Below are 11,895 nucleotides of genomic sequence, written 5' to 3'. Positions count from 1 at the left end.
ATCGTACATATTATATACATTGGACGGACAAAATGACATAAAAGTTTCAAAAAATAAAAAAAACTTAAGAATCACACATGATAAAAAAATATGGAATTTCCGGCTATTTGCCGCCCACTAAAAAAATACTTGACAGATTTGGGCCTTATGTTATAATGAAAAAGTGTGTTCAGAACACTTATGTTTTGGTGCACAAAAGCTGAAAGACACAGCAACCAACAGTCAATATCACAGGAGGTGAAAAGGATGCCAACATTTAACCAGTTAGTTAGAAAGGGAAGACAGACCAGCGCAAAGAAGTCTACTGCACCAGCTCTGCAGAAGGGTTACAACTCTTTACAGAAGAGAGCAACAGACGTATCCGCACCACAGAAGCGCGGCGTATGCACCGCTGTTAAGACTGCTACCCCTAAGAAACCTAACTCTGCACTCAGAAAGATCGCCAGAGTACGTCTTTCTAATGGTATCGAAGTAACAAGCTATATCCCAGGAGAGGGACACAACCTTCAGGAGCACAGCGTTGTTCTGATCCGTGGAGGAAGAGTTAAGGACCTGCCAGGTACCAGATACCACATTGTCAGAGGTACACTGGATACAGCAGGCGTAGCAAACAGAAAGCAGGCTCGTTCCAAGTACGGCGCTAAGAGACCAAAAGATAAGAAGTAATCTCACAGCAGTTTGGAACAAACCAGATTAGTACCACTAACAGCAGTAAAGTGACTGCGAAAGATATTTTCGCATTTGTTAGTGCCGGATCCGTGATATTGTACCTGTGGTTGCAGGAAATATATAGACCGAGCACGAACACATTTTATGGAAACTTGTGAGTACCGTTGAGTTAATGGAAACTGCCTGTATCATTTCTGATAAAGGGCAGCATATTAAGGAGGGAAGTAACGTGCCACGTAAAGGACATACTCAGAAAAGAGACGTTCTGGCAGACCCGATCTACAACAATAAGGTTGTAACAAAGCTGATCAACAATATCATGTTAGACGGCAAGAAGGGTGTTGCACAGAAAATCGTATACGGAGCATTCAATCGTGTAGCTGAGAGCACCGGTAAGGATGCGATCGAAGTATTTGAAGAAGCAATGAACAACATTATGCCTGTTCTGGAAGTTAAGGCAAAGCGTATCGGCGGCGCTACCTATCAGGTGCCCATCGAGGTTAAGCCAGAGAGAAGACAGGCCCTGGCTCTGCGCTGGATCACTCTGTACTCCCGTAAGAGAGGCGAGAAGACCCAGGAGGAGAGACTGGCAAACGAGATTATGGACGCAGCCAACAACACTGGCGCATCCGTAAAGAAGAAAGAAGATATGCACAAGATGGCAGAGGCAAACAAGGCGTTTGCTCACTACCGTTTCTAAGCTGCACATCGGCTTTGCTCGATAAATTAAGGAGGAAAATCCCTTGGCTGGAAGAGAATATCCGTTGGAGAGAACCAGAAATATCGGAATTATGGCTCATATCGATGCTGGTAAGACCACTACGACAGAGCGTATTCTGTATTATACTGGTGTAAACTATAAGATCGGTGATACCCATGAGGGTACTGCTACCATGGACTGGATGGCCCAGGAGCAGGAGAGAGGTATTACCATTACTTCCGCTGCTACTACCTGCCACTGGACTCTGCAGGAAAACTGCAAGCCGAAGCCAGGTGCGGCAGAGCATCGTATCAACATCATCGATACGCCAGGACACGTAGACTTCACAGTTGAGGTTGAGCGTTCCCTGCGTGTACTGGATGGCGCTGTTGGCGTGTTCTGTGCAAAGGGCGGCGTTGAGCCACAGTCCGAGAACGTATGGCGTCAGGCTGACACCTACAACGTACCCCGTATGGCATTCATTAACAAGATGGACATCCTGGGTGCAAACTTCTACGGTGCTGTAGAGCAGATTAAGAGCCGTCTGGGCAAGAATGCGATCTGCATTCAGCTGCCTATCGGCAAGGAAGATGATTTCAAGGGAATCATTGACCTGTTTGAGATGAAGGCCTACATCTACAATGATGATAAGGGCGATGATATCTCTATCGTAGACATTCCTGAAGATATGCAGGATGATGCGGAATTATACCGTACCGAGCTGGTAGAGAAGATCTGCGAGCTGGACGATGACCTGATGATGCAGTATCTTGAGGGCGAGGAGCCTTCCAACGATGAGCTGAAGAAGGTATTAAGAAAGGCAACCTGTCAGTGTACAGCTGTTCCTGTATGCTGCGGTACTGCTTACAGAAACAAGGGTGTTCAGAAACTTCTGGATGCTATCATTGAATTTATGCCATCTCCATTAGACATCCCCGCAATCAAGGGCGTTGACCTGGACGGCAACGAGATCGAGCGTCATTCTTCTGATGAAGAGCCTTTTGCAGCTCTTGCATTCAAGATCATGACTGACCCATTCGTTGGTAAGCTGGCATACTTCCGTGTGTATTCTGGTACTCTGGGCTCCGGTTCTTATGTACTGAATGCAACAAAGGGCAAGAAGGAGCGTGTTGGACGTATCCTTCAGATGCACGCAAATAAGAGACACGAGTTAGACCGCGTATATTCCGGTGATATTGCTGCTGCTGTTGGTTTCAAGACCACAACGACCGGCGATACCATCTGTGATGAGCAGCATCCGGTTATCCTGGAGTCCATGGAGTTCCCGGAGCCTGTTATCGATATCGCGATCGAGCCAAAGACCAAGGCAAGCCAGGACAAGATGGGCGATGCTCTTGTAAAGCTGGCGGAGGAGGATCCTACCTTCCGTGTCCGCACAGACGAAGAAACAGGCCAGACCATCATTTCCGGTATGGGCGAGCTTCATCTGGATATCATCGTAGACCGTCTGCTGCGTGAGTTCAACGTAGAGGCTAACGTAGGCGCTCCTCAGGTTGCTTATAAGGAGACCTTCACAAAGGCTGTTGACGTTGACAGCAAGTACGCGAAGCAGTCCGGTGGTCGTGGACAGTACGGTCACTGTAAGGTTCACTTCACACCAATGGATGCAAATGCAGAGGAGACCTTCAAGTTTACTTCTTCCGTTGTTGGCGGTGCTATTCCTAAGGAGTACATCCCGGCAGTTGGAGAAGGTATCGAAGAGGCTGCAAAGACCGGTATCCTGGGCGGATTCCCTGTACTGGGCGTTTGCGCAGATGTATACGATGGTTCCTACCACGAGGTTGACTCCTCCGAGATGGCATTCCATATCGCCGGATCCATGGCATTCAAGGATGCTATGCACAAGGGCAACCCGGTTCTGCTTGAGCCGATTATGAAGGTAGAGGTTACCATGCCTGAGGAGTACATGGGTGATGTTATTGGTGATATCAACTCACGCCGTGGACGCATCGAGGGTATGGAAGATATCGGCGGCGGTAAGATGGTTAAGGCTTACGTTCCGCTGTCCGAGATGTTCGGATACTCTACAGACCTTCGTTCCAGAACGCAGGGACGCGGCAACTACTCTATGTTCTTTGAGAAGTATGAGCAGGTTCCGAAGAATGTTCAGGAGAAGGTTCTTGCTGATCATAAGAAATAAAGAAAATTGCGTATGCGGTTTTCATTGCGCCCGGCCGGCGCAGCGGGGTTTGCGTTTCCTGTCTTAAACGGGACGCGCAGACTACCCCCTAAAAAACGAAAAAAGGCTTGTAAATCAAAGGAAAATAGAATATAATGATTGATAGCCTGACTAACTATATCAGCCCGCTTTGCGGGCGCAAATTAAGGAGGACGTTATAAAATGGCTAAAGCTAAGTTTGACAGAACTAAACCACATTGTAACATTGGTACCATTGGACACGTTGACCACGGTAAAACTACTCTGACTGCTGCAATCACAAAGGTTCTGGCAGAGAGAGTTGCTGGTAACGCAAAGGTAGATTTCGAGAACATCGATAAGGCTCCAGAGGAGAGAGAGCGTGGTATCACTATCTCTACTGCTCACGTTGAGTATCAGACAGAGAAGAGACACTATGCACACGTTGACTGCCCAGGACATGCTGACTACGTTAAGAACATGATCACTGGTGCTGCTCAGATGGACGGCGCTATCCTGGTTGTAGCTGCAACGGATGGTGTTATGGCTCAGACAAGAGAGCACATCCTTCTGTCCCGTCAGGTAGGCGTTCCCTATATCGTGGTATTCATGAACAAGTGCGATATGGTAGACGATCCTGAGCTGCTTGAGCTGGTTGATATGGAGATCCGCGAGCTGTTAAATGAGTACGAGTTCCCAGGCGATGATACACCAATCATCCAGGGTTCCGCTCTGAAGGCTCTTGAGGATCCGATGGGCACATGGGGCGACAAGGTTATGGAGCTGATGGACGCTGTTGACAGCTACATCCCAGATCCTGTTCGTGAGACAGATAAGCCTTTCCTGATGCCTGTAGAGGACGTATTCACCATTACTGGCCGTGGTACTGTTGCTACTGGTAGAGTAGAGCGTGGTACTCTGAACCTGAACGACGAAGTTGAGATCATCGGTATCCATGAGGAGGTTCGCAAGACCGTTGTTACCGGTATCGAGATGTTCCGTAAGCTCCTTGACAGCGCTGAGGCTGGTGATAACATCGGTGCTCTGTTGCGTGGTGTTCAGAGAACAGAGATCGAGCGCGGACAGTGTCTGTGCAAGCCAGGTTCTGTAAAGTGCCACAACAAGTTTACCGCTCAGGTTTACGTTCTGACTAAGGACGAGGGCGGCCGTCATACACCTTTCTTCAACAACTACCGTCCACAGTTCTACTTCAGAACAACTGACGTAACTGGCGTTTGCGAGCTGCCAGCTGGTACAGAGATGTGTATGCCTGGCGATAACGTAGAGATGACCGTAGAGCTGATTCATCCAGTAGCTATGGAGCAGGGTCTTCGTTTCGCTATCCGTGAAGGCGGACGTACCGTAGGTTCCGGTAGAGTTGTATCTATCGTAGAGTAATTAACGCTTAAGGGGGTTAACCCCGGCGAATGTGATAAATGATATATCTGAATGGATATTGTGCCCAAACGAGTTGGCCCCCGGAGTTTTCCGGGGGTTTTTTAGTACATGGAAAGACAATGCCAGACGGCACGCCTGCTGTCCGGCCAGAGGTACCGGGGAGGTATATATTTATGTACGGGAAAATGATAGCAGTGACAAATCACAGCCTTTGCAGGAGACGGGAAATAGAAAAGGGAGAAAATGGAAGAGAAAGCCGGACAGAGATCCCGGCATTTATGCCGGGTACGGATACCTGGATACGTTATCTGGCACAGATCCGCCGTATCGTGTCCGCAAGGCCAAGGGCAATTGTACTGCGTGAGAAAGATTTAAGTTCAGAATTGTATAAATGTCTTGCTTACCAGGTTAGAGAAATCTGCCGGGGAGCCGGTCAGGAACTGATTGTAAATACAGCACCAGATATAGCGCATGAGCTGGGAACTGTAAGAATCCATATTCCGATGTCTGTTTTAAGGAGCACAGGAAGGCCTTCGTGGGCCGAATGGACGGGAACCTCCATTCATTCGGTGGAAGAGGTAAAAGAGGCCATAGAGCTTGGAGCAGACTATTTATTTGCAGGAAATATCTATGAAACGGACTGTAAGAAGGGATTGCCCGGTCGGGGACTGGAGTTTTTAAGACAGGTCTGTAATGAAAGCACGGTTCCGGTCTATGCCATCGGCGGTGTAAATGAAAATCGCCTGCCGCAGATTTTGGAAACAGGTGCGGCAGGCGGATGTATGATGTCAGGGTTTATGCGGATGTAGATCCATCCGTATATACCCTCAGCGTTTTTGTATGAAGTTTCATCCTGCGTTCAAGGGTCTCATTGCTTAGCAGAGACAGTGCGTCCAACAGCTTCATGTGATAGGTTCCAAGTCCCAGGGAGCAATCGGCTGTTTCTCCTGAGATTCCCAAGGCTGCGGCTCCGGCAATAGCTGCATTCAAGGGGGACGTCACAGCCATAAAAGCCCCCATGATACAGGTCAGCATACAGCCGGTTCCAGTGATCTGCGCCATGGAAGGCACTCCATTTTCAAGAAAGTAGGCCGTATCTCCACCGGGAGCCACGATCACATCCACCGCTCCGCTGGCAGCCACCACCGCACCGGTCTGGTCAGCGATTCCCTTCATCAAAAGTGCCAGTTTCAGCTGAGCGCTTTCATCTCCCTTTTCAACTGCGTCTTTCGGGCTCACATCGATTCCCTGACTGTGAAATCCGGTCCCTGCAATGGCGCGGATCTCAGAGGCATTTCCCTTGATTACCGCAGGATGACATTCCTGTATGAACCGTTTGGCCAGTTTCATACGAAAATCGCTGCAGGCGATCCCTACCAGATCGATCACGCCGGGGCGGATGCGTCCGGCGGCCATGATGGATTCTGCTCTGGCATCCGTGATATTTCCCAGACTGACGGTCAGAGACTGGGCCAGGGCTGCGATCTGAGCTGCTTCCGCAGGATGCTCCGCCATGATCGGACGCGCTCCCAGAGCCAGTACGGCGTTTGCGCAGTCATTAATAGCAATGGGATGAGTAATGCAGTGAATCAGAGGAGATGAGGTATGTAAACGGGAGATCAGATCCATGAGAGTAAAGCTCCTTTCATCGGGAAATAGTTGCAGTAAGAATGTAAAAGACGGCACTGGCTGCAGAAAAATGTCAGATGGCCGTGGGCCTTTGACGGTGCCGCAAATGCAGATTGCTCTGAAACCCTATGCTGCTTTAGGACGTTTTACATTCCAGTACACAAGGGCCGCTCCCATGAAGGCTGCCAGTACCAGATAGCGCAGCATATTCACCACAGTTCCGCCGTCGGGTGCGAACTGGTGAACTGCCACAGTTACAGCCAGATATCCGATAAAGCCGGAAAAGGCGATTCCAAGCGCGTCATTTGTCACATCCTCCCTGGAATCGTAGGCCTGAGAGCCCAGCGTTTCCTGGAACATTGACAAAAGCTTTGCCTTCTGCAAATGTTTTAAGAATAAAAAGGCAATGGTTCCGCCGATCAGCGTGCCTGCGATAAAGGACGGCACATAGAAAAACCAGGTCAGTCCCGTTTTGCCCCATACAAAAGTCATAACAGGATAGGAGAGGATTGCGCCAATGATGCCGGTTCCAATGACCTCGCCTGCAAAGGCACAGACCAGTTTGCCCCTGGACATACGGTAGAACATTCCTGATAAAAAGGCTCCGAATACAGCGCCTGTAAGCGCCAGGGGAGGGATTCCCATACAGGTCATACGGATAATGCCGATTGCCAGGGCGCATACGAAGGCATACCAGGGGCCCAGCATTACTGCACAGGTGACATTGATGAAATGGGCCATGGGACACATACCCTCCACACGGAGAATGGGAGAGATCACCACTCCCAGTGCCACCATCATGGCAAGAAAGACCAGTTTCGCTGCGTGTTTGTTTTTGTTCATAAATTCCTTCCTCTTTTCTGCCGCGTACCGGCAGGCGCCAGGACTGTTTTCGGACATAAAAAAACGCACCTGGGTGCGTCAGACATATGTTCCCGAAGATACAGGCATAGCGACGGCGCCGGTCAAGCAGCTGTGATAGGGCGCAGTTTATGCGCTCTTCGGTCGATGCTCTCCTGCATCCTCTCAATCCGAAACACGGACTCCCATCGCTATCCTTTTGTACGCAGCATCAGGGCGCTCCCCCTCACACCGGCTCAGCATCCGAAAAAGGAAACAGATACAAAAGTTCTAAGAGTATTATAAACGGCGGGCGTGGATTGTCAAGGCTTTCTTGACAGCCCACCTGAAAAATGATACCCTCGAAAGGAAGGGAGAGAACATGATGAAACAAAACAACAACAGACAGAAATGGCTTCAGATAGCCGTAAAAGCAGCTGTTATCCTTTTGGGAAATGTGATCTATGCGGCTGCAGTGGTATTATTTATCATGCCGAACGGCCTTGTAACAGGAGGCACCACAGGACTGGGCCTGTTTTTTAATCGGCTGTGTGGGATCCCTGTAAGCCTATTTGTAAGTGTTTTTAATATTGCTGTCTTTGGACTGGGACTGTGGCAGCTGGGAAAGGGATTTGCCCTTACCACTGTCTTAAGCACGGTGATGTATCCAGCCGTCTTAGGAATTATGGAACGGACAGGAATCACGGGCTTTTATATGCAGGATCGTCTTATGGCGGTGATCTACGCAGGCATTTTCATTGGAGCGGGGATTGGCATGGTGATAAAAGTAGGGGCGTCTACCGGCGGCGTTGATATTCCCTGTCTCATCCTGCGGAAAAAATGCGGTATCAACGTATCGCTTTCTCTTTATGTGCTGGACTGCGTGATCCTTGGGCTGCAGCTCATTACCTCCGGTACAGAGGAGGTACTTTATGGTATTCTTTTAATTATCACATATACTCTGGTGCTGGATAAGGTTTTAATGGCAGGCACCGCCAGGATCCAGGTGAAGATTGTCAGCCGCCGTTATCAGCGCATCAATGCTCTCATAGGAGAACGGTTAGACTGCGGCACCAGTCTGCTTCATATGGAAACGGGATACCTGCATAACCAGCAGGATATGATTATGGCGGTTATTTCCAAGCGCGATCTGCCGCGGTTAAATCAGCTGGTACTGGATGAGGATCCGGAGGCATTTATGGTGATCAACCAGATCAACGAGGTACAGGGCCGGGGGTTCACTCTGAAAAAAGTTTATCAGGAAAATGATATTACAAATAAGACTTAAGATAATGTAATAAAATCGTAATTGAAAATGCAGGATAGATTAGGTATCATAGAAGTTGATATTAAAACGGATATTCCGGGAGCATACACATAAGTCGGAGGTAATTTCAAGATGAAAAAAGGATTTTTAACAGGAGGCAGGGGAGTGATCCTAGCGGCAGCGCTGTTTTTTGGCGCGGCGGCAGTGAGCCTGGGCGCCTTTACACAGACTGCGGCAGCAGAGGAGGGGCAGGAGGCGGAAACTGGATTAAAGGGCCAGATCTCCTCCTGTAAGATCACAGGAGATAAGCAGAATGTGGAGATTGTATTTTCCAGCAGCGGTAATTCTACGGGAACAGACGGAAAGGTTTATGTATTTGAGCAGCAGACCTATGAGGACAGTCTGGATGGCAGGAGCGATTACATTGCTTCGGCGGATGCTCTTTCCAGTTCGACAGCCACGATTCCTCTGAATTTCGGCAGTACGTCCGATCGGCTCTACAGTAAATTTGTGCTGGCATCCTTTGACGGAACCAGTTATAAGGCAATCAGCGAGCCGCACTATATCACAAACCCGGAGGCGGTGGCCAAAAATACAGAAGCCTTCAAAACGCCTCTGACAAAAAAAGGCCTGAATATTGAAATCGATATGCTGGACGATGCCTTTGACCTGGGTGTAAAGCACGTGACGACTAATATTGCGTTTTCTCAGATTATGGGAACTGGTATTGATTATGAATATGACGGAAAGACATATCATTTCAACAAGGCAATTGTAGAGGATTACGACAGAACCATCAGTGCTCTGTCAAATAAGGGAATGACCGTTACCGTGATCATTTTAAATGACTGGAACGACAGCCGCCCGGATCTGATCTATCCAGGTACAAAAAAATCCTCTAACGCTTTCTACTATATGTTTAATGCAGCTAATCAGGCGGGCTATGAACAGACCAGAGCGATTGCGGCTTTTCTGGCAGACCATTACAGCGGAAAAAATCCTGACTATGGCAAAGTGTCCAACTGGATTATTGGAAATGAGATAAACAACCAGCAGTGGAACTATATGGGTCCTATGGACCTGACAAACTATGTGAAGGCTTATCAGAAGGCATTCCGCGTATTCTATACAGCTATCAAGAGCACCAATGCTAATGACAGGGTATACTTCTCTCTTGATTACAACTGGATGAATGAAATTGACGGCAAGGTGAAATACGGCGGCAAGGAAATCGTAGACAGTTTTAACTCCATTGCCAACAATCAGGGGCAAATGGACTGGGGACTGGCATATCACCCGTATCCCTGCCCGATGACTGAACCGGAATTTTGGGATGATCCTCAGTCCACGGGCCTGTTTACAAATGACTTTAACTCTCCGGTGATCAATTTCGCCAACTTAAATGTACTGACAGATTATTTTAACCAGGAGGCATTAAAAGCGCCTTCGGGAAATGTGCGCCATATTATCCTGACGGAGCAGGGCTTTACCTCTTATAGCCCTACACGGGGGAATATACCTGAGATTCAGGCAGCGGCCTATGCGTACTCTTACTATATCGTAGACAGCAACCCATATATTGACGCTTACACCGTAAGCCGCCAGGTGGACGCTCCCAGCGAGGCAAAGCAGGGACTTAAATTTGGCCTCTGGGAGTGCGACATGAACCAGCCCGACAAGATTGTGGCAACCAAGCGCAAGAAGATCTGGCAGGTATTTCGGGATATTGACAAGAAAAACTCTACTCTTGAAGCTTCAGAGTTCGCAAAGTCTATTATAGGAATTAACAAATGGTCGGATGTGATACCGAATTTTAAGTGGAAGAGTCTGGAAAACTAATTACGCTGGGCCATGAGGATAAAACATACTCGGACAGGTCGGAGCGTATGGCCAAGTGAACAGGAGGGAATGTATGTACCGTATTTCAAATTTTGCTGACAATGATGATGTAAAAGTCCTCTCTGAGCTGGGAGCGTTTCAGGTCATTGAATATCAGAGGGATCTCAGTGTAACACCAGGATCTGCTATAACAGCTTATTTCAGCGCTCAGATGAATGTGAAAAAGCGTCAGCTGGTGTGCCATCTGAATCGGGCCAATGTGACCGTTCAGGCAGGAGCTATGCAGTGGATGCTTGGAAACGTCAATGCCACTACCGGGATCAAGAGTGTAGGAGATTTTCTGGGGAAGGCAGTGCGAGGGAAGGTCAGCGGGGAATCCGCCATCAAACCGGAATACACGGGCGACGGTATTCTGGTCTTAGAACCCACCTATAAATATCTCATCCTCTTAGATGCAGCCGAATGGGGCGGCGCTGTTGTGCTGGATGATGGCCTGTTTCTGGCCTGTGAATCCAGCTTGCAGCATAAGGCGGTGATGCGCTCCAACCTGTCCTCAGCCATTGCCGGCAACGAGGGACTCTTTAATCTCAGTCTTAACGGAAATGGTGTATTCTGTATTGAATCCGACTGCCCTAAGGAGGAGCTTATTGAAATCGAACTTCAAAACGATGTTCTGAAAGTGGATGGAAATTATGCTATTGCCTGGAGCAAGGGACTGGACTTTACCGTAGAGCGTTCCGGCAAGAGCCTCATTGGCTCCGCTGCCTCTGGAGAAGGTCTTGTAAATGTATACCGCGGCACAGGCAGAGTTCTTATGATGCCTACCGCAAAGATGCCTAATATTTAAGGGCCTCGTGTAAAAAAGCAGTTTCGGGATGGATTTGATTCCGAAACTGCTTTTTGCATACTGAAATGGTTCGGTATGGGGAGAGCAGAGGTTCGTCCATATTTAAACGGCCAGTGTTCTATTTGTAGACTGCGTGCCCCAACCAGTGTCTTTTTCCATTGGTCAGTATACATCCAGAACAGCTCCAGCTGTGCCTTTCTGCCAATGATGATAAAATCCTAAAAAAATTTGAAAAAGTTATTGACATTTATCCATGCTTCTGGTAAGATAATCTTCGCTGTCGGGAACGACAGGAAAGAAAAAGAAAAGACATTGAAAAATGTCAAAATAAATTTTAAAAAAGTTGTTGACAAAATAAAAGCGATCGGTTATAATAAATAACCGTTGCGGACGAAAAGTCGAACAACAAACGAGTTCCTTGAAAATTGAAGATTAAACAGTATGTAAAACCCTGAAAATTCTAACAATTCAAAAGGTTTGGTTTAGACCTTTGGATTTGAGAAAATTCAGAACAAAAACCAAGTAAAACGGTTTAAGATAACATTAGC

General features: G+C 48.0%; 10 protein-coding genes. 8 read left to right on the top strand and 2 right to left on the bottom strand.

All coding sequences use genetic code 11. The features are described 5' to 3' along the window. Nucleotides 1-246: 246 nt before the first annotated feature. The 5 genes from rpsL to HW447_RS09160 all read left to right on the top strand — a co-directional run bounded on the left by rpsL (nt 247) and on the right by HW447_RS09160 (nt 5,734). Nucleotides 247-666 carry a 30S ribosomal protein S12 gene (gene rpsL / locus HW447_RS09180; RefSeq protein WP_176255007.1) on the top strand — a complete coding sequence of 140 codons (420 nt, stop codon included), beginning with the start codon at nt 247-249 and terminating at the stop codon, nt 664-666. 232 nt (nt 667-898) lie between these two features. Next, the gene (rpsG, locus tag HW447_RS09175; RefSeq protein ID WP_176255006.1) at nt 899-1,369 is read left to right on the top strand and encodes a 30S ribosomal protein S7; all 471 of its coding nucleotides are present in this window, start codon (nt 899-901) and stop codon (nt 1,367-1,369) included. 43 nt (nt 1,370-1,412) lie between these two features. Beyond that, nucleotides 1,413-3,530 carry an elongation factor G gene (fusA, locus tag HW447_RS09170; RefSeq protein ID WP_176255005.1) on the top strand — a complete coding sequence of 706 codons (2,118 nt, stop codon included), beginning with the start codon at nt 1,413-1,415 and terminating at the stop codon, nt 3,528-3,530. Nucleotides 3,531-3,731: 201 nt separating this feature from the next. Beyond that, entirely contained in the window at nt 3,732-4,925 is a 1,194-nt protein-coding gene (gene tuf / locus HW447_RS09165; RefSeq protein ID WP_176255004.1) for an elongation factor Tu, read from the top strand. A gap of 173 nt (nt 4,926-5,098) precedes the next feature. Then, entirely contained in the window at nt 5,099-5,734 is a 636-nt protein-coding gene (locus HW447_RS09160; protein WP_243176258.1) for a thiamine phosphate synthase, read from the top strand. Here the strand turns inward: HW447_RS09160 and HW447_RS09155 are convergent. Next, entirely contained in the window at nt 5,721-6,554 is an 834-nt protein-coding gene (locus tag HW447_RS09155; RefSeq protein WP_176255003.1) for a hydroxyethylthiazole kinase, read from the bottom strand. The genes HW447_RS09160 and HW447_RS09155 overlap by 14 nt on opposite strands. A 126-nt stretch (nt 6,555-6,680) precedes the next feature. Then, on the bottom strand, nt 6,681-7,397 hold the full coding sequence (gene thiW, locus HW447_RS09150) for an energy coupling factor transporter S component ThiW (RefSeq protein ID WP_176255002.1): 717 nt from the start codon (nt 7,395-7,397) through the stop codon (nt 6,681-6,683). 379 nt (nt 7,398-7,776) lie between these two features. Here thiW and HW447_RS09145 point away from each other — a divergent pair, with 379 nt between their 5' ends. From HW447_RS09145 to HW447_RS09135, 3 genes are all read left to right on the top strand, one after another. Next, nucleotides 7,777-8,682, top strand: coding sequence for a YitT family protein (locus tag HW447_RS09145; protein ID WP_330589140.1), 906 nt, complete (start codon nt 7,777-7,779; stop codon nt 8,680-8,682). Between the two features lie 111 nt (nt 8,683-8,793). Continuing rightward, nucleotides 8,794-10,500 carry a DUF5722 domain-containing protein gene (locus HW447_RS09140; protein ID WP_176255001.1) on the top strand — a complete coding sequence of 569 codons (1,707 nt, stop codon included), beginning with the start codon at nt 8,794-8,796 and terminating at the stop codon, nt 10,498-10,500. A gap of 73 nt (nt 10,501-10,573) precedes the next feature. After that, on the top strand, nt 10,574-11,347 hold the full coding sequence (locus HW447_RS09135; RefSeq protein ID WP_176255000.1) for an AIM24 family protein: 774 nt from the start codon (nt 10,574-10,576) through the stop codon (nt 11,345-11,347). Nucleotides 11,348-11,895 lie beyond the last annotated feature (548 nt).

This window comes from Enterocloster alcoholdehydrogenati (genome assembly GCF_013282095.1).
GTDB lineage: Bacteria > Bacillota > Clostridia > Lachnospirales > Lachnospiraceae > Enterocloster > Enterocloster alcoholdehydrogenati.
The sequence above is the reverse complement of the archived record's forward strand: the minus strand, read 5'-3'. Positions and strand labels throughout refer to the sequence as shown.

Coding starts and splice junctions, on each gene's coding strand:
- HW447_RS09160 (WP_243176258.1), top strand. CDS start 5,099: ATGTACGGGAAAATGATAGCAGTGACAAATCACAGCCTTTGCAGGAGA.
- rpsL (WP_176255007.1), top strand. CDS start 247: ATGCCAACATTTAACCAGTTAGTTAGAAAGGGAAGACAGACCAGCGCA.
- HW447_RS09135 (WP_176255000.1), top strand. CDS start 10,574: ATGTACCGTATTTCAAATTTTGCTGACAATGATGATGTAAAAGTCCTC.
- HW447_RS09140 (WP_176255001.1), top strand. CDS start 8,794: ATGAAAAAAGGATTTTTAACAGGAGGCAGGGGAGTGATCCTAGCGGCA.
- thiW (WP_176255002.1), bottom strand. CDS start 7,397: ATGAACAAAAACAAACACGCAGCGAAACTGGTCTTTCTTGCCATGATG.
- HW447_RS09145 (WP_330589140.1), top strand. CDS start 7,777: ATGATGAAACAAAACAACAACAGACAGAAATGGCTTCAGATAGCCGTA.
- tuf (WP_176255004.1), top strand. CDS start 3,732: ATGGCTAAAGCTAAGTTTGACAGAACTAAACCACATTGTAACATTGGT.
- HW447_RS09155 (WP_176255003.1), bottom strand. CDS start 6,554: ATGGATCTGATCTCCCGTTTACATACCTCATCTCCTCTGATTCACTGC.